Consider the following 26,985-nt stretch of genomic DNA (forward strand, 5'->3'; position numbering starts at 1 on the left):
TTCATCCCAGAATGTCGGCGACGTGCTGGAACCAGGTGACCAGCGGTGGCGGTAGGTAGATCCCGGCCGCGAACACCAATGCCAGATGCGAGTACATCGGCACATAGGATGCCTCGGCAGGCGCGGTGCTGCCACGCGGCTCGCCAAAGGCGACGGCGGTCAACCGCAACAGCAACGCGCCGAAAGCGACTAGAAGCCCGAAGACCAGGGGAATGGCGAGAAATGGTTGCCGCGCGAACGTCGAACTGACGACCAGGAATTCGCTCATGAAAATGCCGAGTGGCGGCAGACCGGCAATGGCGACGACCCCGATGACGAGCGCCCAGCCAAGGCCGGGATGCGTTTCCGTCAGTCCTCTTATATCGGCGATCTTCTGCGTCCCCTTGACCTGGGCGATATGGCCGACAGCAAAGAAGATCGCTGACTTGGTCAAACTGTGCATGACCATGTGCAGCAGTCCGGCAAAATTGGCGAGCGGACCCCCCATGCCAAAGGCAAACACGATGATGCCCATGTGTTCGATCGAAGAATAGGCGAACAGGCGTTTGATGTCGCGGCGGCGGTAGAGCATGAAACCCGCGAAAATCAGCGATGTAAGCCCCATTGTGACCATCAACGGCCCCGGTGCTATTGCCTCCGGACTTGCGGCAAGCAGCAATTTGAAGCGCAGCACCGCATAGAGGGCGACATTGAGGAGCAATCCCGACAGCACAGCGGAGATAGGCGTTGGGCCTTCGGCATGCGCGTCGGGCAGCCAGGCATGCAAGGGTGCCAGCCCGACCTTCGTCCCGTAGCCGAGCAGCAGGAAGACGAAAGCAACGTTGAGCAAGGCCGGGTCGAAGTCCTTCGCTCGTTCGATAAGCACCGTCCAGACCATCGCGTTCGTCCCTTCGCCGACAACCGGCTGGGCGGCCATATAGACGAGGATGGTACCGAACAGCGCCAATGCGATGCCAACGCTTCCCAAGATGAAATACTTCCACGCGGCTTCCAGCGCCTCATGCGTGCGGTAAATGCCGACCATGAGCACGGTGGATAGCGTGGCGAGCTCGACCGCCACCCACATCAAGCCAATATTGTTCGACACGAACGCCAGGTTCATGCCGAACATCATGATTTGATACATTGCGTGGTAGAATCGCAGGTTCGTTGCTGTCAGCCTTCCGGTGTCCAGTTCGTGCGCGATATAGGAGGCGCTGAAGACGCTGGTAGTGAAGCCGACGAATGTGTTGAGCACGATGAAAACGATATTGAGATCGTCGACTAGCAGATACTGACCCGGCTGCGGTCGCCCTGTAACGAAAAGCGACAGCGCGGCGAGCAAGGTAAGCAGGCTCGCGGCCACATTGATCCGTGCGCCCAGCCGATAGTTCGGCAATACAGCCAGAAGTGCCGCCGCGCCGACGGGAACCAGCAAGATGGCAGCCACGGCATCGAAGGGAAGCGCTGTCATCGGCGTTCCCCCCGGTACTCATCAAGCGCGCCGACATCGACCGAGTCGAACCGTTCGCGAATGCGGAACAGGAAAACGCCGATGACGATGAAAGCAATCAGGATCGAGAAGGCGACGCTGATCTCGACGACGAGCGGCATACCCTTTGCACCCGTGGCAGCGAGAACCAGACCGTTCTCGAGCGACATGAATCCGACAACCTGGCTGACGGCATTGCGCCGGGTGACCATCACCAGGAGCCCGAGAAGGATGATGGACAGCGCGAACGCCAGATCCTCGCGGGCAAGCGGATCGGCGGCGGACGTGACCCGCAACATCAAGACCATGGACAGGGCCACCAAGCCAATTCCGGCGAGCATGGTCGGGCCGATGCCGACGGCGGTCTCGATGTCGCGGTGGATGCCTAGCCGCTGAATGATGCGGTGAAGCCCCACGGGAATGACGATCGCCTTGAAGACGAGAGCGATCGCCGCGGTGACGTAAAGGTGGTGCGCGTCCTGGATATAGGCTTGCCAGGCCACGGAAAGGGCGAGGACGATGGCATGAAGTGCGAAAACATTGATCAGCGCAAAGAGGCGGTCTTGATAGAGCATCATGAAGCTGACCAGCACCAGGCTGCCGGCGAGCAGATGAGCGATGTCGAAGGTAAGGCCGTCCATCAGAGGCTCCGTGAGACGAACAGCAGGAGTGTACCGAGCAGGGCCAGCATCAGTGCCGCTCCCAGGAAATCCGGGACCCGGAAAACGCGCATCTTGGCAATGGCGGTCTCAAATACAGCGAGAAGAATGCCGCAGGCTGCAAGCTTGGCGATGTAGGCGGCGACACCCAGAACATAGGATCCCGCACCAGCCCCGTCGGCCTTCAGCCCCCAAGGTATGAAAACACAGGAAATCAGCGACACGTAAAGTAGGAGTTTTAGAAAAGCGGCAAACTCGATCATGGCCAGGTGGCGGCCGGAATATTCCAGCACCATCGCCTCATGGACCATTGTGAGCTCGAGATGCGTTGCCGGATTGTCCACCGGTATGCGGGCATTTTCTGCGATCGCCACGATGATGAGAGCGATGAGTGACATCCCGAGCGACACCCGCAGACCAACCTCGGACGAGCTCATGAAAGCGGCTACCGTGGAGAGCTGGGTGGCTCCGGCAACGAGTGCCAGGCTGAACACGATGAGCAGCATCGCAGGTTCGGCCAGCGATGCGATCATGACCTCACGGCTCGAACCTATGCCGCCGAAGCTCGTTCCGACATCCATCCCTGCCAGTGCGAGGAAGAAGCGAGCGCTTCCAAGAAGGGCGACAATGGCGATGAGATCGGCGCTCCAGCTGAAGGTGAGGCCGATGGCAAAGGTCGGGATGAGAGCGGCGGCGACCCAGGTGGCGGCAAAAATCAGGTAGGGCGTGACGCGAAACAGCCAGGATGCGTTGTCGGCCAGGACGACCTCTTTGCGCATCAGCCGCAGGAGATCGCGATAGGGTTGGACCAGAGGGCCCCCCTGGCGCCGTTGCAGCCTTGCTTTTACCTTGCGCACAAAGCCGGTCAGCAGCGGTGCCAGCGCCAGCACCAGCACCATCTGCACACCTTGAACGACCAGTGCGAGGATCAGGGCCATAGCGCCAGCACCAGAAGCAAGGCGACGAGGTAGAGAAAGACCAGCGTCAGATAGCGCCGGATGGTCAGGAACTGGAGATGATTGAGCCGGTCGGTTGCAAAGCCGATGGCACCAGCGATCGGCTGATAAAACGTTTCCCAGACGAGATCATGGATCTCAACATTCAGACGCGCCGGACTGACCTCGCTGGGCGGCGGCATGTCGACGGTTTCCTTGGCGCGGAAGGCGTATGTCCCGAACACACGACGAATGGGTTGCGCGAAGCTCACCGCCGAATATTGAGCGGCTGGGGTCACGTCCGGGAAGCCGCAACCCCAGGCGGGGCCTCGACGGAGCGCGTGTGAAGCAAAACGGTGGATCACAAGGGCTGCGAGCGATGCGGCAATCGCTATGAAGATAAAAACCAGCAGACCGTTGTACGAGCTGCGGCTCTCGGCGATCGGTACGATCGACAGCCAGGGTTCGGCCATCTGCACAGGCATGCGACTGTCGGCGAGCGAAAGCGTTACAGATGAAATTCTGTCGATGACAAAACCCGGCAGGATGCCTGCAAGCAGGCAAAGCCCCGCGAGGATGAACATCGCAGTCAGCGAAAAGCGGTCGACCTCCTCGACCTGTTCGGCTGCCGCGGTTCTTGCCCGACCCAGGAATGTGATCCCGAACGCCTTGACGAAGCAGGCCGCGGCCAATGCTGCTGACAGAGCCAGTAGGCTACCGACAGCGGGCACCATGATCTTCAAACCCCATTGAGGCAGATCGGGGCTTTGCAATATGGCTTGGAAGGCGAGCCATTCCGAAACGAACCCATTGAAGGGAGGCAGCGCCGAGATCGCGACACAGCCGACGAGAAAGACGAAGCTGGTGAACGGCATGCGATGGATGAGGCCGCCTAGCTTCTCCATGTTCCGTTCGCCGGTTGCCGTCAGCACGGCACCTGCACCAAAGAAAAGCAGGCTCTTGAAAAGAGAATGGTTGAGAACGTGGAAGAGAGCGGCGGTGATGGCCAGCGCCGCTGCCAAAGGCATGGCGTTCGCCTTGAAGCCGAGCGCCAGGCCAAGGCTCACGAAAATGACGCCGATATTTTCGATGGTGCTGTAGGCGAGAAGACGCTTTAGATCCTTCTCCATCAATGCGTAGAGGATGCCGAGAACCGCAGTCAAACCGCCAAGGAACAGCACGATGACGCTCGACCACCAAGTCGGCGCGCCGAGCAGGTCGAAAACAACACGTATGAAACCATAGACCGCGACTTTGGTCATGACGCCGCTCATCAAGGCCGAAACATGACTTGGCGCTGCAGGGTGAGCGAGAGGCAACCAGACATGCAGCGGGACGAGGCCGGCTTTCGACCCCGCGCCTAGCAGCAGGAGAACCAGAACAACCGTCGCGACAAGCGGCGTAGGCCCGGCGGCGCGCATCGCTTCGAACGTATAATTTCCACCTGGTCCGGACAGCAGGCCAAAAGCGAGCAGCAGCGCCAGCGTGCCGAAGCTCGCCATCACAAGATAGATATAGCCCGCCCTTGTGTTTTCCTGTTCGCGATGGTGCGCTATGACCAACGCCCACGAGGCGAGCGACATGAATTCCCAGGAGAGCAGGAAAGTGAAGGCATCATCCGCCAGCACGACAAGGTTCATCCCGGCGAGGAATGCCGGAAAAAATGGCAGCACCCGATGCGGTGAGGACTCGTGACGGCCGTAACCAAGTCCATACAGGCTGGCGGCGCTGCCGCCGAAATTAACGACGACAAGAAAGAAGGTCGAGAGCGCATCCAGGCGGAAATGCGCTCCAATCCAGGGCAGCCCAAGCGGCAGCGTCACCACCGATGCAGCGGTGGGATCGACGACAAGGTGGCTTGCTGCAACGATGAAGGCGAGCGTTGAGATGCCAAGCGTCGCGCTATAGATCAGGCCGGTTGCCGAATCTCGTCGACCGACGACAATAGCCAGCACGGCAATTCCCAGAAGCGCGGCGACACCCCACAAAAGGAGCGTGACACCCGAAATCACGCCACGCTCCTCACACCGAATTTAGCTTCTGCATTGCCGCTGCCCAAAATTCGGGCGCGGTTAAAGTCCGCTTTCAGCCGCACACCGCGTCCACCAGCGGAGCTGGCGATGCCTTCTCCGATCAATTCGACGCCGGCGCCTTCGAGTGCCGCAATCAATTTCATCAGGGAATCGACGTTGCCGCGGATCACACCGTCGCTGGCCTCCATGCGCTGGATTGTCGGCACCGAGAGACCGGACAATTCGGCAAGTCTGCGCTGTTCGATACCGAGGAGCGCCCTTGCTGCACGCAACTGGGGAGCAGTTAACATATCGCCCTCCTTTGTTAGCCTTGAGATATGATCTCTACACGTTGCAGCATATATTGAAATGTGTCATAGTCAATTAGTGATGTTTGAGATATCATTGTTGCCATGGCACTGCGATGAATGAGCTGTCTGAGGTTTGCGGTATTCGATGCCGATTGAGTGCACGGTGAAACCGAAGCGCCGACGATGTCGCCTCCTGCTACCCTAAGCTTCAGCCCAGTTAGCTGTGCCGCTGGGTCAGGCCATGACGGCGAAACGTCAGACTAGGAAATTGGTGATCGCGACAGATTATGATCCGGATTGCCAAATATCGAACCGATTTCGGAAACATCGAGGTTCTGCGGACCAAGGACACCGGGTCAGTCATTTATCGGCAGGGTGGCTTCTTTCAAAGTGAGAGCGATCCTGAGGGTGTGAGTATCGTCCCCTACATTCACGCGATCTTTGGTCTTCTCGTGCAAGCACAAGCCTTAGACGTACTGATGATCGGCTGTGGCGGCGGCAGCTTGGGCACCATGCTGGATCGACATGGCGTGCGCGTTACCATCGTCGACGTAAATCCACGGGCGTTCCAGATTGCCCGGCGGTATTTTGGACTTCCTCCTAAGATTGACTGCTGCGTCGCCGACGGGCGCGATTTTCTTCGCGCCGATCGGCATCGCTACGACGCGATCGTCTTGGATGCTTATTCTGGAGGTCGTATTCCAGAACATTTATGCGCTGAGACATTCTTCGGCCTTGCCCAGACACGCCTGCGGAATTCTCGCGGCTGTCTTATCGCCAACGTTCACGCTCGCCACGACCTTGACATGATGCCGGATCGTGTTGCGGGAAAAATGAGCAGCATCTGGGCTGACGTAAGGCTTCTCGATATGCGCGGTACACCCGATCGCAATGTGCTTGTCATGGCGGGCAATGTCCATGGCTTCGTAGAACCATCGTTGTTGATGCCGCCGTCGGTTGGAATTGACGACATAATTCGCGACCTTGGTCTGTTGACGCTCAGGCCTCGGCATCCCGCGCCGCAGATAAGGTGACCATTCATTGGCCCGCGGAGCAGTCGGCTGCTCCCGTTCAGGGCTTGACAGTAAATACGTGGATCATCCTATATCACGTTTCATGCATGACTGTTCATATCAAGAGCATGATGCTTGGTTGCCGACCTGAGCATACGGCGGAGGCTTTAGTCGCGCTTTCCTCCGACAGCGGCGAGACTACCGCTCCTGACAGTCGGCTATCATCTCGAGATCGGCGACTAGTTCGTGCTTGAAGGCTTCGCTGAGCTCAACGTGACCCTGATCAACGTGATCTTGGCCGGGATCGACGCTCTCGGCCGGGATGGATCTCAATGAAACGGGAGCGGGGACTGATCGCCGCCGGCGGCGACGTGTTCCGCACCTGAACGGAAAGGACCAGAAAGATGGTTGAAAAGGCCAAGGATAGTAACGGCGCTGCACTGAACGATGGTGACTCGGTGACGCTGATCAAGGATTTGAAGGTGAAGGGCACATCAGAAACTCTCAAGCGCGGTACGCTGGTCAAGAACATCCGCCTTACCGACAATCCAGAAGAAATCGAATGCAACACGAGACAGGTGAAGGGTGTTGTCCTGAAGACAGCATTCCTGAAGAAGGCGTGAACCTCGCCGCATGGTGCGGAACCATACGGAACGATGCGGGACTGTTGATGATCTCGGCCCACGAAAAAGCCAATGAAATCAATGTTTATAGCACACCCTCCGGGCCCACCATGTCAACAATATCAATGATTTATGACTTCTCCTTTATGGGGTGAGTCAACTGGAGACGGTCAGATTGTTGAGCGCGACAATGGTCTTGAGCCTTAATCCTATTCCGTTTTTTTCCTTCTGGCGGCGACCAGCCACACGTAGTCCAGATATTTCGGCTCCGAAAGACCTCCGACCTATAGATGCGGTGATCGGCGGCTGCGGCGTGCGAAAGGGATGGTTTGACTTAGAAATTGCCATGTACCTGAGCCGAAACGAATGGCTGCGGGCAAGAGCTGGTGATCGGGATGTCAAAGGCCCATTCCTTCACGCGCTCCGGCGCAACAAGCGGTCGGCGATATAGTCCAGCGAGAAGACGCCAGCGCCGCGCGTCAGCACGAGAAGCAGCAGCGACGCCCACAAAAAGTGCTCGGCCCAGTTCTCGGGAAACACGAAGATCTGGATAACCGATACGACGCCGAGTAGCATCAGCGCGCCCAGCCGCGAGAATAGGCCGAAGAACAACAGCACTGAACCAGTGATCTCGGCGGCGGTTGCCATCGGCGCGGCGATCGACGGGTCGATGAACGGCAGATTGTACTCGTTGGCGAACAGCTGCAGCGTCACCGGCCAGGACGCCAGCTTGGTCTGCGCCGATTGCCAGAAGACATGCGAGATGGCGACGCGGGTAGTTAGCTGGACGAGTGAGAACGGGATGTGCTCGGGCAGCCTGATGACGCGTCTGTAGAGACCGGCCAGGCCGGCGGGTGAGGTCGAGGAATATTCCTGCATCGCGGTCATGATCATCTCCTTCAGAGTCAAATTGGCAGTGTTGGTGCGGGTATCCGCACATCGGTGACGAGCCCGTCGCCGAACAGGCTGACGAATGCGGCCACGAGGTCGAACGCGGGATCGCGGGCAAGCGCGCGGGCGACGGCGTGGTCGAGGCCAAAGCCGTGTTTCAGGGTATGGCGAAAGGCGAAATTGGCCCGGTCGAGACGCGCCAGTTTTACGCTGTCGCCGGCCCGCCAAAGCGCCACGCGCTCGGGCCGCCGCGTCCAGGCATTGTGGTGAGCGATCGCGCCACCGTGCTGGTGTGCTGTCCAGACGGACAGGATCGACCAGTGCGAAAGGATCAGCCGCAGCGACGGCTGCAGCACGATGTCGGGTGACGGTCCAAGATCCGTGCTGTCGTATTCGGCGAGTGTACGGGGCGGTAGGGAGGCGGCATCCAGCGCCTCGGCGATGGCCCATTCGAGACGTGCCGTCTCGGCGACGACAGGCATGTCGGAAAGTGTGTCGATCGACTTCAGGAACCGGGGAAAGCCGGCACCATAGCGTGCCAGTCTCGATTCGACCGGCGGATGCCGGCGAATGAATTCGCTCGCGACGAAACGGAAGAAGCGCTCGTCGACGAGGCGGACCGTCACCGGAAACACTGCCATCAGCACGGCAGTCAGCGAGCTGCGCGTGTTGTTCTGGTAGATGCGAAGGCGGGCAAGCGGGTCCGCGTTGCCGGCGGTCAGCAGTTTGGCTGACGTGAAAGGCTCCACGGCGAGCACCGAGCGCGCCAGGGTCGTCTGCAGGTGTTCAAGCGGCAGCATGATATCCTCCCTGTTTCTCAAGCAACGCCGGCACTGTCGGCCCAAGCCTGGCGGCAGCGAAGGCCGCAAGCACTGGCATGCCGCTTCGTTCGAAAGGCAAGACGATCGGTCTAGCCTCCGTCCTGGCGGCGGCATTCTGTCTCGCCGCCTGCTTGCGGTGGAACATGATCGACGCGGCCAGCATGTCGGCCCACATTGCTTCGCCGAGCAGCACATCCAGCAAGGGCACATCTGTGTCCCATTCGATCAGCGTCGGACGCGGCCCCAGCCGGGTTATGGCGTGCTGGTAAAGCGACCAGACGACAGGCGGCACGCACGAGCCATGATCGTCGATGAGCACGGTGTCGCCGCCGACCTCATTGGTGGCGTGGCCGGCAAGATGAATCTCGCCAATGGCGTTCGCCGGCAGCGTATCGATGAAGGCCTTGGCGTCATATTGCAGATTGTGCGCAGAGACCTGGACGTTGTTGACATCCAGCAGCAGGCCGCAGCCGGTCCGTGCCACCAACTCGGTCAGGAATTCAGCCTCGTTCATCGAGGAACCGGCAAAGGCCAGATAGGCCGAGAGGTTTTCGATCAGCACCTGCCGTTTCAAGGCGTCCTGGATCGTGTCGACATTGCGGGCCACGATTGCCAGCGCCTCTTCGTCATATCGCAGCGGCAGCAGATCGTTGAGATAGGCACCGTCGGCGACGCTCCAGGCGAGATGTTCGGAAACGAGGTCAGGCTGGAAGCGCTCGCAGACCTTGCGAAATCTCTCGAGATGGCCGCGGTCGACGCCCTGGGCGCTGCCTAGGGACAGGCCAACGCCGTGAACCGAGAGTGGATAGGTCTGGCGCAGTCGTTCCAGCGCCTCGACGGCGGCGCCGTCACCCATGTAGTTCTCGGCATGAACCTCGAGCCAGCCGGCCGAGGGCCGGCGCGTCAGCATCTCACTGACATGAGGGGAGCGCAGACCGATGCCCGCGCTGGCGGGGATGGTGAGTGACGGGAATGTGCGAAACATCGGTCTGCTCCTTTCAAGTTGGTTGGAAGTTCTGGCTTGCTCAGGCCTTCGGCTTGTCCATACCGCCGGTGAGCTTTCCGCAGGTGCCGGCCGGTATGTAGACCCAGGAGTCGGCCTGGTTGTCGGCGGTCGAGGTGCCGGCGCAGGAATGCGTCGCGGTCTGGCAGTCGTTCTGTCCGGCCTTGACGACGCCGTAGCACTTCTCGAACGAGAAGTTGGGCTGAGCGGCCGGCCCGCTGTAGGCGGCAGTCGCGGCGAGCGAGGTTGCGGCCGCGAGAGCCGATCCGATGAGCGTTCTGGTGTTGATCATTTTGATATCTCCTGATGTGCGTTTCGAGGGAACGACCGACCATGTGGCCCGTCTGCAAGCAGTGTCCGCGATCGCGCCGGCAAGCTGAAATGCTGTCTCGGCATAGATTTGATACGCAGGCTCTATGCTGCTGAAACGGAACGAAAAAAGCCCTCCGGTCGGGGAGACCGGAGGGCTTTGCGCCTGCATTCGAGAGGGGGCTGCGGTGCAGGCAGGGCCAGGCGGGAGGGAGCGCCTGGGGTCGTGTCGGCTACAGGTCTAGTTCGTCATTGCGCGGCTGTCCCTGCGCAGTTGGCGGCGAGCCAGGTCTCGGCCCGGTCGCGTCCGACATCGCGCAGTTCGATGAGCGAGCCCCAGTCGGTTTCCCGTCCGGGCTGCAACCTGTGTCCGGAAGGCATCCGGCTCTCGAGAACCGCGTCGGAAGCGACCAGCAGATCCGGAACTTCGTCGGGCCGCGCCGCAGGGAATATGGCGGCGTCGGCGCCGCTGCTCCAATAGAGCTCGCCATCGATCTCTATGGGCTGGAACAGGAATGGGGCCGTGGCCGCCGCAACAATGGCGTCGATCGACAGTTCGCTGTCGGCAAAGATCCTATCAGCCCCGGTCCGTGCATTGCAGGCACGGACGCTGAGCTCAGCCGGCTGGCGTGCCGTTTGCACGGCGTCGAAACCTATCGTTGCCCGCAGCAAGGAGCGCACCGGATTGGGGTGAAGGGAAGAAGGGCGTTCCAGGCGCGTCAGCAGGCGGACTTCACTGGATGTACGAAGGCCTGCCGCCTGATCATGCAGGCTCAACTGCAGCGGGCCTGATGTGGCGGCATGGCTGATGCGACGCCAGAAATTCGCCAACGCTGTCTGCGCGCCGCGCCGGCCGCCAAGGGTCAGGCCATACGCCAGCACCGCCCCATTCAAGGCGTCGAAGCCAGAGGCAGAGATGCTGGCAAGGAAGAGGCCGGGTTCGTCGAGCAGGCGGTCGAGCATGCCCCATGTCAAGGCGCTGTGGGTGCCGCCCGAAAGATCAAGGGTGAGGGTGCGTCTGCCGTGAACGCTCATCCCCAGGCCGGGCATGAACCCGGCAGCGGCCGGCATCATGATTTCACTGTGCGCGTTCATCATTTCCTCCCGTTTGCATCAGGGTGCTTCTCGGTGATGTCGGCCTAGAGGGTGCTGCACTTGCCTCTGATTACGAAATGCCGATGCGGCATGAACTCCATAGGCATATTGCATTGGCTGCAGACCCTCGCGCGCGGCAAGTTTTCATCAGGCAACCAAAGCCGAGCTTTCGGTTGCTTCGACCAGCGCCACGACGGTCGTCTGGGCAATCGTTCAACAGAGAGAGGAACACGTCATGAGACTACGAGCTGTGTGTCTGGGGGCGATTGCTCTGGGCCTTCTTGCAGGAAACGCATTCGCCGATCCGCTCAGCGATCTGGCGTCGTTCCCGACATTCTACACGGATGCCGGGATGACAAAGATGAAGCCGATGGCCGCGTTCACGAAGGCCTGGAAGGCCACGCGCAAAAGCGATCGGGCCGCGATGAAGAAGGCATGCAACGACCTGGCGATGAGCAAGGCTCATGCACCGTTCTGCGCCAACGTGCTGGCGCTGGGTGGCGCCAACTAGCCGGAATTGCCGGCGGCGAATGCCCAACCGACATAAACACCATACGCATATTGCATTGGCATTGAGACCGTCCGTTGCCGCAAGCTTCGTAACAGCAAAGAGGACCCCCGCAAGGTTTTTAGTTGCTGCCAATCATCACCGCGGTTGTCGATGGGACGGTCGCCAAACTCCAGAGAAGGACCATGACCATGAAGACCATCAAAGCCATTTGCCTCGGCGCGTTTGCTCTCTCCATTCTCGGCGGCGTTGCTTTCGCCGGCGCGCTCGACGAGCCGGATAACATGCAGCCGTTCTTCACCGACGCCGGCATGAAGACGATGAAGCCCAAGGCCGAGTTCAAGGCCGCCTGGGATGCGATGTCGAAGGACAAGCAGGGCGCCATGATGAAGGAATGCCAGGACGCCGCGATGAGCAAGCCTCATGCTGAATTCTGCGCCGACCTGATGGCCCTCGGCGGCGCCAACAAGTGATACGCCAGTCCTGACGAACTACCAGATACTAGATGATGGCTGGCGCCTTGCCCGCCATCATTTTTTTAACGATCGCCCAACAGCGCTTCAGAGCCGAGTGTCGCAAGTTGGCCTGCGCTTGATGACGGTCCGCTATGAACTTCATAGCGGCAGTGCATTGGCGCCGTAGTGGTCTTTGCGGCAAGCTCTGGCAACTGAAACGCACGCAATTCGAGGCAATCGGCATGGACGTTCATCACATCCGCTACTTCCTCGCTGTCTGCGAAACGCGCAATTTCACGCGCGGCGCCGAGCAGTGCAACGTCACCCAGCCGGCACTGTCGCGCGCCATCCAGCAGCTGGAGGAAGAGGTCGGCGGCCTGCTGTTCCGCCGCGAGCGCAACCTGACGCATCTGACCGATCTCGGGTCGCTGTTGCGGCCGCGCTTTCAGCAGATCCTCGACGAACTGTCCGGCGTACGGCAGGAGGCTTCGCGGTTTCTCTGCCTGGAAAATGCAAACCTGAAAGTCGGCGTCATGTGCACGATCGGCCCGCGCCGCTTCACCGGCCTGCTTGCCGACTTCAACCGGCGGCACATGGGCATTCAGCTGCAACTGGTCGAAGGCGTGCCGGCGACGCTGTCGAAGCTGCTCGAGTCCGGCGACATCGATGTCGCCATCATGGCCTCGAGCGAGAGTTTTCCAGAGCGCTTTGACGTCACTCCGCTCTATCGCGAGCGCTTCGTCCTGGCGTTTCCGACCGGGCATCGTCTCACCCGCAACGACGATGTCGCCATCTCCGAACTGGATGGCGAAAATTACCTCAGGCGTCTCAACTGCGAATACCGCGACCATCTGGCCTGCCTGTGCAGCGAGCGCGGCGTGAAGCTCAGAATTTCCTACGCCAGCGAGCGGGAGGACTGGATCCAGAACATGGTCTCCGGCGGCCTCGGCATCTGCTTCATCCCGGAATTCAGCGCCGTCATTCCCGGTCTGCAGGTGCGGCCGGTCATCGATCCGGAAGTGTGGCGCGAGGTGTCGCTGGTGATCGTTGCCGGGCGCAGGTTTTCGCCGGCGGTCGCCGCCTTTGTCGGCAGCGTCAAGGCGCATGGCTGGGCGATGAGCGCCATTCAGCCGGATCTGCGCAAGAGCGCCGCCTGAAGTATTTCTTCGCCTTCCTGCGTTGATTTTCCCACCTCGCCTCGTGGGACAAGGATCGCGCCAATAATTCCATGATAGTTTTCCGGTATCGAATTGAGAGCCACGTGGCATTTCTCTTTCGCCGCCGGCTCCGTCACTCTCCTCGTCATGCCCCGCCTTTCGCGTTTGGGCACTGACAAAGGAGAAACGAAATGGCTTCCGCAGCACTTGCCTCCCGCGTGCCGCTCAATCTGGCTCTCGCGCTTGGGCTTCTTTCCGCAACCGCGGCATTTTCCGTCGCGCCGGCATTTGCCGGAGACTGTCCCGCCGGCCAGGCGGCGACAACCGACATCCAGGAGCATCCGAGCAAGCCGGTCGGCGTGACCGACGACGTGCTGTCGGCGATCGATCTCAGCTCGAAGGGCGAAGCCTGGAAAGGCAACATGCTGCGCCTGCGCAAGCTCGTCGTGCAGCCCGGTGGTGTCGTGCCGTGGCATGAGCACGATGTGCGCCCGGCCAACATCCTCATCGTCGAAGGTTCGATCACCGAATACCGCAGCACCTGCAAGGTCGGCATCGAACATCCGGCCGGCGATGTGACCGCTGAATTCGGCCAGCTCGCTCATTGGTGGAAGAACAACGGCAAGGTGCCGGCGGTGCTCTACTCGGCCGACGTGCTGCCGCCGGCGATGCACGACGATCACATGATGTGAGTTCGCCTTGCGAACTGAAACTGCGTCCTCAAGCGATGGCTTGGGGACGCCTGATCAACGGAGCCTGCCATGACGACGACGGAACAGACTGCACCGACGCGGCCGCACATGGCGGTCGCTGACAGCCGGCGCTTCGGATTGATCGCGCTGATCGCCTTTCTGACGCTCGTCGATCTCTTCGCCACCCAGGCGATACTGCCGTCGTTGGTGATCAAGTTCGGCGTCAGCCGCGCCACAATGGGCTTTGCCGTCAATGCCAGCACCTTCGGCATGGCGGTGGCCGGCATGGCTGTCGCTCTGTTCGGGCGCGGCATCGATCGCCGCAACGGCATCTGGATCAGCCTCGCCATACTGGCGATCCCGACGATCCTGCTTTCGCAGACCGACAATATCTTGGTCTTTGCCTTGCTGCGCGTCGTCCAGGGACTGTGCATGTCGACGGCCTTCACTTTGACGATGGCCTATCTCGCCGAACATTTTTCCTCGCGCCAGGCGACCAGCGCACTTGCCGCCTATGTCACCGGCAATGTCGCCAGCAATTTCTTCGGCCGGCTGATGTCGGCCGCCGTCGCCGACACATTCGGTATCTCGGCCAACTTTCTCACCTTCGCCGCGCTCAACCTGGCAGGCGCCGCGCTGGTCTGGTTCACGCTGCAGAAGACATCAGAAACGATGCGTGCCGACGCCACTGGCGGGCCGCCGCGCTCGGCCTGGAGGGGGCCGCTGATGAACGAGCAACTGCGCGCCTGCTTCGCCATCGGTTTTCTCATCCTGTTCGTCTTCATCGGCACCTACACCTACGTCAATTTCAGGCTGACCGCCGCGCCGATCTCGCTGTCGCCGATGGCACTGGGCCTGGTCTACTTCGTCTTCCTGCCCTCGATGCTGACGACGCCGCTGGCCGGTCGTGTCGCTGCCGGCCTCGGTCCAAGGATGGGCATCGCCGCCTCGCTGGCGCTGGCGATCGTCGGACTGCTGCTGCTGCTCACCACCAGCCTGCCGGTGGTTCTCACGGGAATGGCGCTGATCGCCATCGGCACCTTCCTGGCACAGGCGATCGCGACCGGGCATGTCAGCCGAACCGCCTCACGCGACCGCACGGCCGCAAGCGGCATTTACCTTGCATCCTACTATGCGGGCGGCCTCGCCGGCAGCTTCGTGCTCGGCCAGGTCTATGACCGGATCGGCTGGACCGCCTGCGTCGCCGTGCTGGTCGTGGTTCTCGCCTGCGCCATCGCTGTCGCGCAGGTGCTGAAGACGCCGAAGACCTGACCGCCGAGAAAGTTTCGAAGTTCAACCGTCGTCACAACCCCAAGGAGACTGACATGACCACTTTTCTGAAAACTATGATCGCCGGTGCCGCCATGCTGATGGCGGTGGTCGTCCCTGCCGCCGCCTCGGATGGCGTCGTCACGGTCAAGAGCGACTACACGGTCGCCGAGACCGTCGCCCGCATCAAGAAGGATGTGCTCAAGAAAGGCATCATGTTCTTCGGCGTCGTCGATCAGGCCAAGCTCGGCAACAAGGCCGGCAACGACGTCCTGCCGTCACGGCTGGTGATGTTCGGCAATCCGGCGCTTGGCACGACCTTCATCACCGCCAATCCGGAAGCCGGTCTCGACTGGCCAGTGCGCGTGCTGGTCTACCAAAAGGCCGATGGCGAGGTTTACGCTGCCTATACCGACTTCGACTGGATCGCCAAGCGCCACGGCATCACCGACCGCGTTGCCCAGTTCAAGATGGCGACCGAAGTCATCCAGTCGGTGACCTCGGCGATCAAGAAGAACTAACGATGTGCCGAGGATCGGCAGTTCGGCCGTTGGCCGAGGTTGATGGTTTTCCGCTGCAACGATGCCCGGCTATCGAATCTATGTCTCAACGGCATTTCCGATGCTTCAGGCTGGTCGGCATACTTATCCTCAACACCAAACGGAGAGCGGACAGGTGGGGTAGCCAGCTGCCCTGTATCAGCCCGGCCCTCCAGATCGAAGGACAGGATCATGCTCAAAGGAAAGACGGCACTCATTACCGGTTCCACCAGCGGCATCGGCCAGGGCATCGCCGAGGCGTTCGCGGCCAAGGGCTGCAACATCGTGCTCAACGGCTTCGGCGACGCCGGCGAAATCGAAAAGCTGCGCGCCCGGATCGCCGCCACTCATGACGTCACCGTGCGCTATGACGGCGCCGACATGAGCAAGGGCGATGCGATCACCGCCATGATGGACAAGGCGATCGCCGAGTTCGGCGCCATCGACATCCTCGTCAACAATGCCGGCATCCAGCATGTCGCGCCAATCGACGAATTCCCGATCGAAAAATGGGAAGCGGTGGTGGCGATCGACCTGATGTCGTCGTTCTACACGATCCGGCGCGCGCTGAAGGCGATGAAAGAGCGCAAATGGGGCCGCATCATCAATGTCGCCTCGGCGCATGCGCTTGTCGCTTCCCCCTACAAATCCGCCTATGTCGCGGCAAAGCACGGCGTTGCCGGCCTGACCAAGACCGTCGCGCTCGAAGTGGCCGAACAAGGCATCACCGTCAACGCCGTCTGCCCCGGCTACGTGCTGACGCCGCTGGTCGAAAAGCAGATCCCGGATACCGCCAAAGCGCGTGGCATCACCGAACAGCAGGTCATCAAGGATGTGCTTTTGGCAGCGCAGCCGACCAAGCAATTCGTCACCGTCGACCAGGTCGCGGCACTCTGCCTGTTCCTGGCTTCCGACGACGCGGCTTCGATCACCGGTGCCATCATGCCGATCGAGGGCGGCTGGACGGCTCATTAATTCCGAAATCAGGAGCAAGAGCGATGAACAAGATCAATCGGATTCCGCCGGCCGCCGAGGCAGGTTCTAGCGTTGTCCATCTGACGGAGCGTGACGCCAAACGCCAGACCGTGCTGGTCTTGCAGGGCGGCGGTGCGCTCGGCGCCTATCAGGCCGGCGTCTACCAGGCGCTGGTTGAGGGCGGCATCGAACCGGACTGGGTCATCGGCACATCGATCGGCGCCATCAACGCCGCGCTGATCGCCGGCAACGAGCCGAAGGACCGGCTGCCTCGTCTCAAGGAATTCTGGGATGGCCTTGGCCGCTCGAGCCCGCTCGACGAGTTCTTCGCCATGATGATGCCGAGCAATATCTTCGCCAATATGGGCACGGTGATGCGCGGCATCCCTGGCTTCTTCGAACCCAATCCGAACGCACTCTTCGGCGTGAACCAGGAGGTGGGCGTCGAGAAGGCGTCCTATTACACCACGGACCCGCTGAAGAAGACGCTGAGCAATCTGATCGACTTCGACTATCTCAACCAGCGTCATACAAGGCTGACCGTCGGTGCCGTTAACGTCAACACCAGCGAGCTCAAATATTTCGACACCCGCGAGATGCCGCTGTCGGCTGCTCACGTCATGGCGTCGGGCGCGCTCCCGCCGGCCTTTCCGGCGGTCTGTATCGACGGCGAGCCGTATTGGGACGGCGGCATCTATTCGAATACGCCGATCGAGGTCGTGCTCGACGAGCGTCCCCGCCGCGACGCGCTGATTTTCGCGGTCAACATGTGGCAGCCGCGCGGAACCGAGCCGAAGTCGATCTGGCAAGTCATGGGCCGGCAGAAGGATCTGCAATATGCCAGCCGCGGCAAGAGCCACGTGGCGCGGCAGGAGCAACTGCACCGGTTGCGGCATGTCGTGCGCGAACTCGGCAAGCTCGTGCCGGAAGCGCAGCGCGACGATCCGATGTTCAGGGAGCTCGCCTCCTATGGCTGCCCGTCGGTCATGCATCTGGTGCGGTTGTTGTCACCGCGCCTCGACGGCGAGGACCATACCAAGGATATCGACTTCACCCGCTCGGGCATCCGCACACGCTGGCAGGCCGGCTACGAGCACGCCCGGCGCGTGCTGTCGGAGAAGCCGTGGGAATGCGACGTCGACATGCTGCAAGGCATCGTCATCCACGAGTCGCAAGAGTGAGCATCTTGGGCGCTTGCCGCGCCGACTGAAAGACGGAGACATCAGATGCAGATCATCACGCCCGGGATGCGGCTGGTGCCGGAAGCGGTGCTGGCCAATGATGCAGCACTCTTCCGCAAAACTCCGGAAACGCCGTCCCATGCCGATGCCTCATTGCACCGTGTCGTCATCGTCGGCGGCGGCGCGGCCGGGCTGGAACTCGCCACCCGCCTCGGACGCAAGTTCGGCGAGACAAAGCGAGCTTCGGTCACCCTGGTCGACCGCAACCGCACGCATGTCTGGAAGCCGCTGTTGCACGAAGTGGCCTCGGGCACGCTGAACGCAGCCACTGATGCCGTCGAATACATCGCCCATGCCAGCCGCCATCACTACCGCTACCGGATCGGCGAGGTCGTTGGCATCGATCGCGCCAAACGCCAGGTCTTTGTCGCGCCGAGTTTCGACGAGGACGGCAGGCAGATCATCCCGCCGCGCGTGCTTGGCTACGACACGCTGGTCATCGCCGTCGGCAGCGTCGGCAACGACTTCGGCACACCGGGTGCGACGAGAAACGCGATTTCGCTCGACACTGTCGGTCAAGCCGCACGCTTCAACCGCCGCATGATCGATGCCTGCCTTCGCGCCAATGCCCAATACGGCCAGCTTTCGCCGGGGCAGCTGCATTGCGTCATCGTTGGCGCCGGAGCGACCGGTGTGGAGCTCGCCGCCGAGCTGCACAAGTCGATGCGCCAGATCGCCTCGCACAACCTCGACAACATCGATTTCGACAAGCTGATCCGCATCACCCTGATCGAGGCCGGGCCGCACATCCTGCCGGCGCTGCCGGAGCATCTCTCGCGCCAATCGGCACATCTGCTGCGCGATCTCGGCGTCCACATACGATGCGGCGTCAAGGTCACCGAAGTCACCTCCGAGGGGGTGAGGCTCGGCGAAAAGCTGTTCGTGCCGGCTGAACTTGTCGTCTGGTCGGCTGGGATCAAGGCGCCGGATTTTCTGAAGACCTTGGACGGTCTCGAGACCGATCACATTAACCGCCTGGTCGTGGGCGAAACTCTGCAGGCCAAGGGCGACGAGAACGTCTTTGCCATCGGCGACTGCGCCAACTGCACTTTACCCGGACAGGACAGCCCCTTGCCGCCACGGGCGCAGACCGCGCACCAGCAGGCCGATCATCTGGTCAGGATCGTCGCTGCCCGTCTCAAAGGGCAGCCGGCGCCGGCGTTTCGCTACCGCGATTACGGCTCGCTGGTTTCGCTCGCCGACTATGGCACGTTCGGCAGTTTGATCGGCGGGTTGAAGATCGAAGGCCTGATGGCGAGGCTGATGTACCGCTCGCTCTACAAGATGCATCTCAAGGCCGTGCACGGCACGGCGAAGACCGTGCTGGACACCGTCGCCGACCTCCTAGCGCGCCGCACGAGGCCGCAGGTCAAGCTGCACTGACCCTTGCGAGGGCGGCATGGAAAAATACGATGTGGTGATCCTGGGTGGTGCACATATCGTGAGCCATACGGGCGAGGAACTGATCCATATTTTCGCGCTAGCGATGAAAAACGGCATCACGGCCTCGCAATTGTCGGAAGCAGTCTACGGGTTCTCGACATTTTCGTCTGATATCAACAACATGTTGTAACGGATCGGTGGCAAGGCGCGAACACGGAACAGGGGTGGGATGCGACGATGCATCCGGCTAATGGTAATCATGCGGAAACGGCATGATCCTGATCACCTGCCGTCGATGCTAGACTGCGTGCGAATTGTGAAAGTGCCGGAATGGCAGGCGATACGGAAGGTATGACGTTCGAACAGTCCGTGCAGGCGGCGGTCGAACTCGATGCGCCGCTGAACGAGCGGCTGGACGTCATCGCCGGGGCCGTTCGCCGCCTTAACCCCGATTTTGCCGATGCGGTCGACCGCCTGATCGTGCGCCTGCAGCAGCAAGGGGCAGGGACGATGTCCCCCGCGCCTGGTGACGCCATGCCGGCGTTCCTGCTGCCTGACGAGGCCGGCAGGCTGGTTGGTCTGGCCGATCTTCTCAAGCGGGGCCCGGCGGTGGTCACCTTCCAGCGGGGGCACTGGTGTCCCTATTGCCGTTTGAATGCGGTCGGCATTGTCGAGGTTCAGCGGGAGATTGTCGCGATGGGCGGCCAGGTGGTGGCCATCGTGCCTGAACGGCGCAAGTTCACTGCGGCAATGAAGAATGCGGTGGGCGCGCAATTCCCCTTCCTGACCGACATGGACAATGGCTATGCGCTTTCGCTCAATCTTGCGATCTGGATCGGGGCGGAAATGCAGCGGCTGATGGGAGTTTTTTATGACCTGCCGAACTACCAAGGCAACAGCAGCTGGTTCCTGCCGATTCCGGCGACGTTCATTGTCGGCACGGACGGGATCATCAGCGATCGTTTCGTCGATCCCGACTACCGCCGGCGCATGGATATCGATGACCTGATCGCGGCACTCAAGCGGGCTCGCTGACGCCGAACGGCGACCAGTCGGTCGACCGCAGCAGGTTGAGCAGCGTCGTGGCGACGGGCGAGCGATGGCGACCGGCGACCGCATAGACGGCGACGATCCGTGAGATATCGACGTCCCTGAGCTTCAACCTGCGGATGTTCGGCGACCGTGGCGCCGTCACCGAGACGAAGCCGACACCGGCATTCGCCTCCAGCAGCGCCAGCAGGTCGTGATCGGTCTCGACCTCATGCGCGGTCCTCGGCGTCAGCCCCTTGGCCGCTAGGCAGCGCGCCAGCTCCTCGCTTGTCTCCCAATCTATCCGGCTGAGCACCGGCTCGCCGGCGAGCTGGCTGAGCGCCACGTCGGATTCGTTGCGGCGCCCGAGCGGGTGATCGGAATTCACCACCAACTCGATCTCTTCCTGGAACAGCGGCCAGGTGTCGAGACGATCCCAGGCCGCCCCCAGCGGGCCGGCCACCGCGAGTTCGACGTCGCCGTTCTTCAGCGCTTCGACCACCGTCGTCGGCGAGCCGCGGCTGATCTTCAGGTGCACGCCTGGATAGGCGCGGAACAGCTCCGTGAACGGCGACACAAGCAGCGCGATGTTGATGCTGTTGGAAATGGTGACGTTGAGCGGCGCAACGTCGCTGCTCTGCACCGCCTTGGCGAGCAACTTCGCCGAGCTCGCGGCTTCGTAGCATTGCTGCAGCAAGGGCAGCATACGGCGCCCCAATTCGGTCAGATGCGAATGTTGGCGCTCGCGCCGCAGAAGCTCGCCGCCCAGCTCGTCCTCAAGCGTCTTGATGGCCCGTGTCAGCGCCGGCTGCGTGACATTGCATTCTTCCGCCGCCCTGGTGAAATTCAGGGTGGTGGACAGGGCCAGAAAATAGCGGACCTGCTGCATTTCCATGAACTTTCGCCCCCTCAGCGAAATGATCGGAATGGAATTACGACATGTCCGCAGGTTAACGCAATGGAAGGCGTAGGGCAAAAGGCGCTGAACAAGGCGCGTTTTACTACTTGGTGAGGTGCGATGTCGTGCGGCACAACGATAGCTTTCCAGAATTTGTTAGACCGAGGTCTGCGGCGTCGCCATGATTGCCGCGATGTTCTCGAGCGAAAAGAATTCTATCGGCGAGATCGTCCCAGCGTTCATCCGGACGAAGCTAGGAGTTGCTGTATCTCTGACGGTGGCGGCGTCAGCGTCGCCAGTTGCTGCCGACGAAATGTCGACCGCGGCGGATCATCAGTCAGTGTCCTTGCTATCGGGTTCGCCAGACCATACGAGATCATACGAAGGATATGGGTTGGCTAACCATCCTGTAAGCCATTGATTTTCTTGAGAAGTCTCACACCCTCCGGGCCCACCAAAATACCAGCCTAATATATTGATTTCTTTATATTTTTTTCAATTGGCCCAAAACGTGGACTCGAATCCCCTTCTGGAAAAGAAAAACAGAGTACCACATTCCCCTGACAAGCCGGCGATGAAGCGGGCTGCCAGAAGCCTGCCTTTAAGCTGTGAAGGTGATCCATACCCGGCGTTCTGATCTCAACTCTCCGGGCAGATAGCGCCCTGGCTGCCGCTAGTGCAAAGTGGCGCCAGTCCCTTGCGTGCCTTCCGCGTCGTCGGGGATCCGCATAGAGGGCTATCTCTCGAATCTTGTCGATGAAGGCCTTGCCACCGCGCCTCCCTTCCGGGGAGCGATGACAGCGAGCGAGCGCTGCCGCTGTTCCTCAAGTTCGAATGTCGCTTCGGCCACCCCAGTCAGCGTCGTGCAGTGCTCAATTTATTGCATGGCTAGCCGTTCGCCGGTCTCGGCGTCGAAAAGGTGGCAGAGCCTGGAAGGTACGTCAACGATATCCCGGTTGTCCTGATGTTTGCTTAGCGAGCCCGGCGGGCGGTTGCGGCGGTACAAAATTAGCGCAAACAGATCTATCTCGGCGATTCCGGCGCTCCTGGAACTGCTGTAATCGTAGGTGGCGCCCACTTGCTTTGGCAGTGGGCAGAGGCATCGTTGAACCGAGGATATTGCGATGGGCTCGTACCAGCGCGGGCCTGCTGGGCGAGACCATACGGAACGATACGGGAATATTTCTAATTCTGGCCCCAAAAACTCAATAAAATCAAGGATTTTGGTATGCCCTTATCGTCCAGAACCCGACCTGCTCACTCGATGACGACGTATCAACGGCCGAGCGCGTCATCGGCGCGGCGAAGCATCCCGTCATTCGCGTCGGCCACTCTTGTGGAGGCCCGGTGATTAGCGAAGCCGATGACAATCCCAAGGTCCGCAGCCATGTCTATTTGGCGGCCTTCGCGCCGGACGTCGGTGAGTCGGTGAGTCGGTGATCGAGCTGGCGGAGAAGCCGGCTCCGGGCGAGTCCAGTGCGCCGGTGCTGCCGCCGAGAGACGGCTATCTGATCGTGGACCCAGCGAAGTTCCCTTCGGCGTTCGCCGCCGATGTCAATCCGTCGACGACACGGTTCATGGCTGCGGCTTAGATGCCCTGGGGACTGCAGGCACCTCAGACTAAGCTCACCAAGGCGGCATAGAAGGTCAAACCGACCTTCTTTCTTCTGACGGCGCAGGACCACATGATCCCCCCGAGCGTCCAGCGGGTGATGGCGAAGCGTACAGGCGGCAAGCTGGTGCAGATCGACAGCAGCCATGCTCTGATGCTGTCCCATCCGCGGAAAGTCGCCTCTTTTATCGAAGACGCTCGCGCGTCGAACTAGACTAGCGGGGTGGCGGTGCACGATGGCCTGTCGCGCACGCCTGAAGGGGAACAGACCATGGCACTCAAAGATATCCTCCCCCGCAAGCTTGGTTTCGGCGCAGCGCCGCTCGGAAACATGTTCCGCGACATTCCAGAAGACGAAACGCCCGCGACTGTCGATGCTGCCTGGAACGACGGCATTCGCTATTACGACAACGCACCTATCTATGGGGCGGGCCTCGCAGAGATCCGGATGGGCGATGCGCTCGCGGCACGACCGCGCGGCGGCTGTGTCATCAGCACCAAGGTCGGTCGCATCATCCTCGACGAGGTTGAGGATGTCCGTGCGCGCGACTTGGGCGAGAAGGCGGCGTATTCAAACATGGCCGCCCGAACAGGATCCTGAACGACTATTCGGAAGACGCCACGCATCGAGGCCAGCCTGAAACGCCCCAAGACCGACCCGTATGGAAATCGCGTGGGTCCATGACGTAGCGCAGTCCGCGCCTCTTGCAACCCATACTGGGGGGCGTCTTCCTCAAGGCAGATCACGACGAGCGACATCGCCTTAACCAGGTCGGATGGCTCACGAGATGTGATTGCTTTCCGAACAGCGTCGTCAGCAAGGGTTTTTCGTCGCGATCGAACCGAACCGTTCGGTTCGATATCGTTGACAGACCGTATGCAAATGGTGAACACAGGCTCGTTGGAGCCTGACGCCCCTTTCGGGGTGTTCCTATAACCAATTGATAAATATCAAAAAGATTGTGGCGTGAGGAGACAAATGCCGAAATTCAATACTTTCTCTGATTCTTGTAAGTCACAAGTTCGTGACTGGAAATGGCAGCGAGACTGACTGATCTGAGAGTGGTCTCCGAGCGACGCGAATTCCTACCAGGACGCGCCGCTAGACGGACGGAAAACTTGTAATCTGGAGTACCTAAAATGACCAAGATCGCTCTCACCGCCGCCGCCATCCTCGTTGCCACGGGCACTGCCTTCGCCGGCTCCGACCACTATGGCTCGAACAACCAGCCAGTCGCCAACATCGACCAGTCGACCACCGCTTCGGTGCGGAAGTCCGATGCGCCTGTCCAGAAGCCCGTCACGCAGGGCAGCGACAGCAACCTGTTTGGCCGCTAAGCCGGTTCCGTCCCCCAACCATCGATCATCAACCATTGAAATCTGGAATACCTAAAATGACCAAGATCGCTCTCACTGCAGTTGCCATCCTCGTTGCCACGGGCACTGCCTTCGCCGGCTCCGACCACTACAACGCCGACAAGTCCAACCAGCCGGCTGCTTCGGTCGACACCTCGTTCACAACGTCCATCAAGAACTCGGACGCGCCTGTCCAGAAGCCCGTCACGCAGGGCAGCGACCGCAACCTGTTTGGCCGCTAATCGCAAGCTTCCGAAAGACCTCAAAGCGGCGGGCTTGTCCCGCCGCTCTGCTTTGTGCAGCCGGCAGCCAGCCTGCCTTGCCTTATCCAGTTCGGCAGCCTACACCCTCCTGTTTCACCGCAATCTGCCATTGATCCACGGAGACAACGCGAAAAGCGGTTGGCTGGCAGGTCAGTTTTTTGATTTTGCGACTAGGGGCATATGTGATCGATGGCAGCCGACGCTGAGCTGGTCCTTAGATAATTTTATACGGTACCGCGTCGCGCGCGTTGTGATCGACCACAAGCCTGCGCTTGAGCGGCGGCACAGCGCGTTGTTGACAAGCGGAGCGCTCACAAATGCGGCATGAGATTCCGATCGCATCAAACGCACGTCGGTTGGTTAGTTCGAGACCATCGACATAAACAAAGGCGTTCGCATAGGTAATCTCGCATCCTAGCGCGATCGCATAGCGTCTTTGCAGAGCATTGAAACCGTGGCCGCCCTTGGCAATCTCGGTCGCGATACAGAGATAGCGCGCGCCGTCAGGCGTTTCGGCCAATTGCCGGATGATGCGGCCGGGCGTTTCGAATGCCTGGTGTACGTTCCACAACGGGCAGGCCGCACCGAACCGCGCGAATTGTAGTTTGGCGGCGCTATGGCGCTTGGTGATGTTGCCAGCCCGATCGATGCGGGCGAAGAACACCGGCACGCCTTTCAATCCAGGCCGCTGCAACGTCGAAAGACGGTGAGCGACCTGCTCGAGGCTCGCGCCGAAGCGCGTGGCGAGCAATTCGATGTCGTGGCGCAGCTCCTGTGCCGCGGTAAGGAACAGCTGGTATGGCAGGATCAGTGCACCGGCAAAATAGTTGTAGAGACCGATCTTGCAGATCTCGAACGCCTCGGCCGAGCGGAAGTCTGCCTTGCGCGCCACCTCCGTCACTTCCTGCTCCATTTCCAACTCGGCGATCTGGAAGGCGGCCTGGAAGCTGCGCGTCGAGGCTGGCGAATACGGATTGAGGAAAAGCAGCTTCGACTTGGCGTCGAAGCGCCGAATGATGTCCTCATCGGCGCCAGCACGGGCTACACGCACGCCGTGTCGCTTTTCGAGATGATCGGAAAGCACGGTACCAGCTTCGCGCTCGCCGATGCCGAGCTCCGCCGCCAGCCTTTCCGCCGCGACGTCCAGACCATGGATGTAGTTGTCGACGAAGTGGAAAAAGTCGCGCACCTCTTCATAGGGTGTGAGCTCGGTGGCCGATGCACCGCGACCGAGCGTGTCGTCGAGGCTCGCCAATTGCTCGCTATTGCGCCGATAGGCCTGGTGGCAGGAGATTAACGCCCGCGCTAGTCCCGGCGTGTTCTGCGTGACCAGCTTCAACTCCTGTAGGGTCGGAGAATAGGTCTCAAAAAGCGGGTCTATCAAGGCCTCCGACAGTGATGATAACAGCCGGTCGCCTTCACCCTGGGATATTTCAGCAATGTCGATTTTGAATTTCTCCGCCAGCCCGAGCAGGACCGCAGCCGAAACGGGCCGCTGGTTGTTCTCGATCTGGTTCAGATAGCTGGTCGAAATGCCGATCCGATCGGCGAAGGCAGCCTGCGTAGCCTTGTTGGCCTCGCGCAGTTCGCGGATCTTTCGGCCGATATAGAGCTTCGGAGGTGCCATTTTCACAAATTCGCATTTTGCAATATTCTTTTTTGTATATTATGCCTTTGCACCTTTTCAACCATTTTCTCTCTGCCTTCCTTAGGCTAATTGCCTCCCGACGGCCCATCCGCCATTCGAGTCCGATCGGGAGAGAAACAATGACCCTTTTCAACGCCATCGCCGATCGGCGCGGTGTGGGCAGCTTCGCCATGGACGCGGCTACTGTCGTGGCGGCATCGCTGCTGCTCGCCGTCTCCGCGAAGATTTCCGTGCCGTTCTATCCGGTACCGCTGACCATGCAGACCTTCGCCGTCATCGGGCTCGGCCTGGCGCTTGGGCCATGGCGGGGGTCGGCCGTGATACTGCTCTATTTGGCCGAGGGCGCGGTCGGGCTGCCCGTCTTTGCCGGCACGCCTGAGAAGGGCATCGGCCTTGCCTATATGATGGGACCGACGGGGGGGTACCTCCTGGGTTATGTGCCGGCCGCGCTGATCGGCGGCTGGCTGGCGGCGCATGGCTGGGACCGCAATCCGCTTCGCGGCATGGTCGCCGCGCTGCTTTCCGGCGCGGTCATCTACGTGCCCGGGCTGTTGTGGCTGGGCGCGGTTATCGGCTTCGACAAGCCGGTTCTGCAACTAGGCCTCTATCCCTTCATCCTTGGCGACGTCGTCAAGGCCGTGCTGGCCGCGATCCTGTTCCCGGCGGCCTGGAAGGCGCTCGAAGGCAAGGCTGGCCACTGATGGGTGCGACCCTCGAGCAGCTCGACATGCGCCGAGCCGAAGCTCGGCTCGGCGGCGGGCCGAACGTCCGTGACCGCTGCCTGAAGGCAATTCGGTAGACGAGCTTCCCCAAACCC

General features: G+C 60.8%; 29 protein-coding genes and 1 pseudogene. 18 read left to right on the forward strand and 12 right to left on the reverse strand.

The features are described 5' to 3' along the window. Nucleotide 1: 1 nt before the first annotated feature. The 5 genes from AC07FD_RS10565 to AC07FD_RS10585 are packed head-to-tail and all read right to left on the reverse strand — an operon-like array spanning nucleotide 2 to nucleotide 5,388. The gene (locus tag AC07FD_RS10565) at nucleotides 2–1,453 is read right to left on the reverse strand and encodes a hydrogenase 4 subunit F (RefSeq protein WP_478349790.1); all 1,452 of its coding nucleotides are present in this window, start codon (nucleotides 1,451–1,453) and stop codon (nucleotides 2–4) included. Next, complete coding sequence (locus tag AC07FD_RS10570) at nucleotides 1,450–2,112, reverse strand: hydrogenase-4 component E (protein ID WP_478349791.1); 663 nt, start codon at nucleotides 2,110–2,112, stop codon at nucleotides 1,450–1,452. The genes AC07FD_RS10565 and AC07FD_RS10570 overlap by 4 nt, the downstream gene beginning before the upstream one ends. Next, nucleotides 2,112–3,068 (reverse strand): respiratory chain complex I subunit 1 family protein, encoded by a 957-nt coding sequence (locus tag AC07FD_RS10575; protein ID WP_478349792.1) that lies wholly within the window; start codon nucleotides 3,066–3,068, stop codon nucleotides 2,112–2,114. The genes AC07FD_RS10570 and AC07FD_RS10575 overlap by 1 nt, the downstream gene beginning before the upstream one ends. Then, on the reverse strand, nucleotides 3,059–5,074 hold the full coding sequence (gene hyfB, locus AC07FD_RS10580) for a hydrogenase 4 subunit B (protein ID WP_478349817.1): 2,016 nt from the start codon (nucleotides 5,072–5,074) through the stop codon (nucleotides 3,059–3,061). The genes AC07FD_RS10575 and hyfB overlap by 10 nt, the downstream gene beginning before the upstream one ends. Beyond that, the gene (locus AC07FD_RS10585; RefSeq protein ID WP_478349793.1) at nucleotides 5,074–5,388 is read right to left on the reverse strand and encodes a helix-turn-helix domain-containing protein; all 315 of its coding nucleotides are present in this window, start codon (nucleotides 5,386–5,388) and stop codon (nucleotides 5,074–5,076) included. The genes hyfB and AC07FD_RS10585 overlap by 1 nt, the downstream gene beginning before the upstream one ends. 287 nt (nucleotides 5,389–5,675) lie before the next feature. Here AC07FD_RS10585 and AC07FD_RS10590 point away from each other — a divergent pair, with 287 nt between their 5' ends. Beyond that, nucleotides 5,676–6,422: a spermidine synthase gene (locus tag AC07FD_RS10590; RefSeq protein WP_478349794.1), complete on the forward strand. Its 747-nt coding sequence runs from the start codon at nucleotides 5,676–5,678 to the stop codon at nucleotides 6,420–6,422. Between the two features lie 383 nt (nucleotides 6,423–6,805). Next, a complete protein-coding gene (locus AC07FD_RS10595; protein ID WP_478349795.1) occupies nucleotides 6,806–7,024 on the forward strand; it encodes an alkylphosphonate utilization protein in 219 nt (72 codons plus the stop codon). Between the two features lie 414 nt (nucleotides 7,025–7,438). Here the strand turns inward: AC07FD_RS10595 and AC07FD_RS10600 are convergent, their stop codons facing one another. The 5 genes from AC07FD_RS10600 to AC07FD_RS10620 all read right to left on the reverse strand — a co-directional run bounded on the left by AC07FD_RS10600 (nucleotide 7,439) and on the right by AC07FD_RS10620 (nucleotide 11,143). After that, nucleotides 7,439–7,912 (reverse strand): DoxX family protein, encoded by a 474-nt coding sequence (locus AC07FD_RS10600; protein ID WP_478349796.1) that lies wholly within the window; start codon nucleotides 7,910–7,912, stop codon nucleotides 7,439–7,441. A 17-nt stretch (nucleotides 7,913–7,929) separates the two neighbouring features. Then, nucleotides 7,930–8,715, reverse strand: coding sequence for an HvfC/BufC family peptide modification chaperone (locus AC07FD_RS10605; protein ID WP_478349797.1), 786 nt, complete (start codon nucleotides 8,713–8,715; stop codon nucleotides 7,930–7,932). Further along, a complete protein-coding gene (bufB, locus tag AC07FD_RS10610) occupies nucleotides 8,702–9,721 on the reverse strand; it encodes an MNIO family bufferin maturase (RefSeq protein ID WP_478349798.1) in 1,020 nt (339 codons plus the stop codon). Before bufB ends, AC07FD_RS10605 begins: the two co-directional genes overlap by 14 nt. Nucleotides 9,722–9,761: 40 nt before the next feature. Continuing rightward, nucleotides 9,762–10,031, reverse strand: coding sequence for a BufA1 family periplasmic bufferin-type metallophore (locus tag AC07FD_RS10615; protein WP_478349799.1), 270 nt, complete (start codon nucleotides 10,029–10,031; stop codon nucleotides 9,762–9,764). Between the two features lie 266 nt (nucleotides 10,032–10,297). After that, nucleotides 10,298–11,143, reverse strand: coding sequence for a patatin-like phospholipase family protein (locus AC07FD_RS10620; RefSeq protein WP_478349800.1), 846 nt, complete (start codon nucleotides 11,141–11,143; stop codon nucleotides 10,298–10,300). 235 nt (nucleotides 11,144–11,378) lie between these two features. Between AC07FD_RS10620 and AC07FD_RS10625 the strand changes: the two genes are divergently transcribed. The 11 genes from AC07FD_RS10625 to AC07FD_RS10675 all read left to right on the forward strand — a co-directional run bounded on the left by AC07FD_RS10625 (nucleotide 11,379) and on the right by AC07FD_RS10675 (nucleotide 20,397). Continuing rightward, nucleotides 11,379–11,654 (forward strand): hypothetical protein, encoded by a 276-nt coding sequence (locus AC07FD_RS10625; RefSeq protein WP_478349801.1) that lies wholly within the window; start codon nucleotides 11,379–11,381, stop codon nucleotides 11,652–11,654. Between the two features lie 188 nt (nucleotides 11,655–11,842). Further along, nucleotides 11,843–12,124 (forward strand): hypothetical protein, encoded by a 282-nt coding sequence (locus tag AC07FD_RS10630; protein WP_478349802.1) that lies wholly within the window; start codon nucleotides 11,843–11,845, stop codon nucleotides 12,122–12,124. A 224-nt stretch (nucleotides 12,125–12,348) separates the two neighbouring features. After that, nucleotides 12,349–13,263, forward strand: a complete 915-nt coding sequence (locus AC07FD_RS10635) for a LysR family transcriptional regulator (protein ID WP_478349818.1) — start codon at nucleotides 12,349–12,351, stop codon at nucleotides 13,261–13,263. Nucleotides 13,264–13,454: 191 nt separating this feature from the next. After that, a complete protein-coding gene (locus AC07FD_RS10640) occupies nucleotides 13,455–13,955 on the forward strand; it encodes a cupin domain-containing protein (protein WP_478349803.1) in 501 nt (166 codons plus the stop codon). A 69-nt stretch (nucleotides 13,956–14,024) separates the two neighbouring features. After that, nucleotides 14,025–15,227, forward strand: coding sequence for an MFS transporter (locus AC07FD_RS10645; protein ID WP_478349804.1), 1,203 nt, complete (start codon nucleotides 14,025–14,027; stop codon nucleotides 15,225–15,227). Between the two features lie 53 nt (nucleotides 15,228–15,280). Beyond that, complete coding sequence (locus AC07FD_RS10650) at nucleotides 15,281–15,745, forward strand: DUF302 domain-containing protein (protein ID WP_478349805.1); 465 nt, start codon at nucleotides 15,281–15,283, stop codon at nucleotides 15,743–15,745. 210 nt (nucleotides 15,746–15,955) lie between these two features. Continuing rightward, on the forward strand, nucleotides 15,956–16,738 hold the full coding sequence (locus tag AC07FD_RS10655; RefSeq protein WP_478349806.1) for a 3-hydroxybutyrate dehydrogenase: 783 nt from the start codon (nucleotides 15,956–15,958) through the stop codon (nucleotides 16,736–16,738). Nucleotides 16,739–16,761: 23 nt separating this feature from the next. After that, nucleotides 16,762–17,919 carry a patatin-like phospholipase family protein gene (locus tag AC07FD_RS10660; protein ID WP_478349807.1) on the forward strand — a complete coding sequence of 386 codons (1,158 nt, stop codon included), beginning with the start codon at nucleotides 16,762–16,764 and terminating at the stop codon, nucleotides 17,917–17,919. Nucleotides 17,920–17,964: 45 nt separating this feature from the next. Next, entirely contained in the window at nucleotides 17,965–19,362 is a 1,398-nt protein-coding gene (locus AC07FD_RS10665) for an NAD(P)/FAD-dependent oxidoreductase (protein ID WP_478349808.1), read from the forward strand. Between the two features lie 16 nt (nucleotides 19,363–19,378). After that, nucleotides 19,379–19,552: a hypothetical protein gene (locus AC07FD_RS10670; RefSeq protein WP_478349809.1), complete on the forward strand. Its 174-nt coding sequence runs from the start codon at nucleotides 19,379–19,381 to the stop codon at nucleotides 19,550–19,552. Nucleotides 19,553–19,692: 140 nt separating this feature from the next. Continuing rightward, a complete protein-coding gene (locus tag AC07FD_RS10675; protein ID WP_478349810.1) occupies nucleotides 19,693–20,397 on the forward strand; it encodes a peroxiredoxin-like family protein in 705 nt (234 codons plus the stop codon). Here AC07FD_RS10675 and AC07FD_RS10680 read toward each other — a convergent pair. Continuing rightward, a complete protein-coding gene (locus AC07FD_RS10680) occupies nucleotides 20,381–21,286 on the reverse strand; it encodes a LysR family transcriptional regulator (protein ID WP_478349811.1) in 906 nt (301 codons plus the stop codon). The genes AC07FD_RS10675 and AC07FD_RS10680 overlap by 17 nt on opposite strands. 1,439 nt (nucleotides 21,287–22,725) lie before the next feature. On the opposite strand from AC07FD_RS10680, the gene AC07FD_RS10685 reads away from it, so the two are divergent. From AC07FD_RS10685 to AC07FD_RS10700, 4 genes and pseudogenes are all read left to right on the forward strand, one after another. Further along, nucleotides 22,726–22,881, forward strand: a complete 156-nt coding sequence (locus AC07FD_RS10685; protein WP_478349812.1) for a hypothetical protein — start codon at nucleotides 22,726–22,728, stop codon at nucleotides 22,879–22,881. 291 nt (nucleotides 22,882–23,172) lie between these two features. Beyond that, nucleotides 23,173–23,596, forward strand: a pseudogene (locus tag AC07FD_RS10690) (aldo/keto reductase); the annotation flags it as partial. A 445-nt stretch (nucleotides 23,597–24,041) separates the two neighbouring features. Continuing rightward, nucleotides 24,042–24,239, forward strand: coding sequence for a DUF680 domain-containing protein (locus tag AC07FD_RS10695; RefSeq protein ID WP_478349813.1), 198 nt, complete (start codon nucleotides 24,042–24,044; stop codon nucleotides 24,237–24,239). Nucleotides 24,240–24,295: 56 nt separating this feature from the next. Beyond that, nucleotides 24,296–24,499, forward strand: a complete 204-nt coding sequence (locus AC07FD_RS10700) for a DUF680 domain-containing protein (RefSeq protein WP_478349814.1) — start codon at nucleotides 24,296–24,298, stop codon at nucleotides 24,497–24,499. Nucleotides 24,500–24,734: 235 nt separating this feature from the next. On the opposite strand, the gene AC07FD_RS10705 is transcribed toward AC07FD_RS10700, so the two are convergent. Continuing rightward, nucleotides 24,735–26,147, reverse strand: coding sequence for a helix-turn-helix domain-containing protein (locus AC07FD_RS10705; protein WP_478349815.1), 1,413 nt, complete (start codon nucleotides 26,145–26,147; stop codon nucleotides 24,735–24,737). A 140-nt stretch (nucleotides 26,148–26,287) separates the two neighbouring features. On the opposite strand from AC07FD_RS10705, the gene AC07FD_RS10710 reads away from it, so the two are divergent. Then, nucleotides 26,288–26,869: a biotin transporter BioY gene (locus AC07FD_RS10710; protein WP_478349816.1), complete on the forward strand. Its 582-nt coding sequence runs from the start codon at nucleotides 26,288–26,290 to the stop codon at nucleotides 26,867–26,869. The last annotated feature ends 116 nt before the right edge of the window (nucleotides 26,870–26,985 follow it).

It is taken from the genome of Mesorhizobium waitakense (genome assembly GCF_056431085.1).

Bases quoted from the DNA above. Each gene is read 5' to 3' on its own strand.
- AC07FD_RS10565 (WP_478349790.1), bottom strand. From the start codon at position 1,453: ATGACAGCGCTTCCCTTCGATGCCGTGGCTGCCATCTTGCTGGTTCCC.
- AC07FD_RS10570 (WP_478349791.1), bottom strand. From the start codon at position 2,112: ATGGACGGCCTTACCTTCGACATCGCTCATCTGCTCGCCGGCAGCCTG.
- AC07FD_RS10575 (WP_478349792.1), bottom strand. From the start codon at position 3,068: ATGGCCCTGATCCTCGCACTGGTCGTTCAAGGTGTGCAGATGGTGCTG.
- AC07FD_RS10585 (WP_478349793.1), bottom strand. From the start codon at position 5,388: ATGTTAACTGCTCCCCAGTTGCGTGCAGCAAGGGCGCTCCTCGGTATC.
- AC07FD_RS10590 (WP_478349794.1), top strand. From the start codon at position 5,676: ATGATCCGGATTGCCAAATATCGAACCGATTTCGGAAACATCGAGGTT.
- AC07FD_RS10595 (WP_478349795.1), top strand. From the start codon at position 6,806: ATGGTTGAAAAGGCCAAGGATAGTAACGGCGCTGCACTGAACGATGGT.
- AC07FD_RS10600 (WP_478349796.1), bottom strand. From the start codon at position 7,912: ATGACCGCGATGCAGGAATATTCCTCGACCTCACCCGCCGGCCTGGCC.
- AC07FD_RS10605 (WP_478349797.1), bottom strand. From the start codon at position 8,715: ATGCTGCCGCTTGAACACCTGCAGACGACCCTGGCGCGCTCGGTGCTC.
- bufB (WP_478349798.1), bottom strand. From the start codon at position 9,721: ATGTTTCGCACATTCCCGTCACTCACCATCCCCGCCAGCGCGGGCATC.
- AC07FD_RS10615 (WP_478349799.1), bottom strand. From the start codon at position 10,031: ATGATCAACACCAGAACGCTCATCGGATCGGCTCTCGCGGCCGCAACC.
- AC07FD_RS10620 (WP_478349800.1), bottom strand. From the start codon at position 11,143: ATGAACGCGCACAGTGAAATCATGATGCCGGCCGCTGCCGGGTTCATG.
- AC07FD_RS10625 (WP_478349801.1), top strand. From the start codon at position 11,379: ATGAGACTACGAGCTGTGTGTCTGGGGGCGATTGCTCTGGGCCTTCTT.
- AC07FD_RS10630 (WP_478349802.1), top strand. From the start codon at position 11,843: ATGAAGACCATCAAAGCCATTTGCCTCGGCGCGTTTGCTCTCTCCATT.
- AC07FD_RS10635 (WP_478349818.1), top strand. From the start codon at position 12,349: ATGGACGTTCATCACATCCGCTACTTCCTCGCTGTCTGCGAAACGCGC.
- AC07FD_RS10640 (WP_478349803.1), top strand. From the start codon at position 13,455: ATGGCTTCCGCAGCACTTGCCTCCCGCGTGCCGCTCAATCTGGCTCTC.
- AC07FD_RS10645 (WP_478349804.1), top strand. From the start codon at position 14,025: ATGACGACGACGGAACAGACTGCACCGACGCGGCCGCACATGGCGGTC.
- AC07FD_RS10650 (WP_478349805.1), top strand. From the start codon at position 15,281: ATGACCACTTTTCTGAAAACTATGATCGCCGGTGCCGCCATGCTGATG.
- AC07FD_RS10655 (WP_478349806.1), top strand. From the start codon at position 15,956: ATGCTCAAAGGAAAGACGGCACTCATTACCGGTTCCACCAGCGGCATC.
- AC07FD_RS10660 (WP_478349807.1), top strand. From the start codon at position 16,762: ATGAACAAGATCAATCGGATTCCGCCGGCCGCCGAGGCAGGTTCTAGC.
- AC07FD_RS10665 (WP_478349808.1), top strand. From the start codon at position 17,965: ATGCAGATCATCACGCCCGGGATGCGGCTGGTGCCGGAAGCGGTGCTG.
- AC07FD_RS10670 (WP_478349809.1), top strand. From the start codon at position 19,379: ATGGAAAAATACGATGTGGTGATCCTGGGTGGTGCACATATCGTGAGC.
- AC07FD_RS10675 (WP_478349810.1), top strand. From the start codon at position 19,693: ATGGCAGGCGATACGGAAGGTATGACGTTCGAACAGTCCGTGCAGGCG.
- AC07FD_RS10680 (WP_478349811.1), bottom strand. From the start codon at position 21,286: ATGGAAATGCAGCAGGTCCGCTATTTTCTGGCCCTGTCCACCACCCTG.
- AC07FD_RS10695 (WP_478349813.1), top strand. From the start codon at position 24,042: ATGACCAAGATCGCTCTCACCGCCGCCGCCATCCTCGTTGCCACGGGC.
- AC07FD_RS10700 (WP_478349814.1), top strand. From the start codon at position 24,296: ATGACCAAGATCGCTCTCACTGCAGTTGCCATCCTCGTTGCCACGGGC.
- AC07FD_RS10705 (WP_478349815.1), bottom strand. From the start codon at position 26,147: ATGGCACCTCCGAAGCTCTATATCGGCCGAAAGATCCGCGAACTGCGC.
- AC07FD_RS10710 (WP_478349816.1), top strand. From the start codon at position 26,288: ATGACCCTTTTCAACGCCATCGCCGATCGGCGCGGTGTGGGCAGCTTC.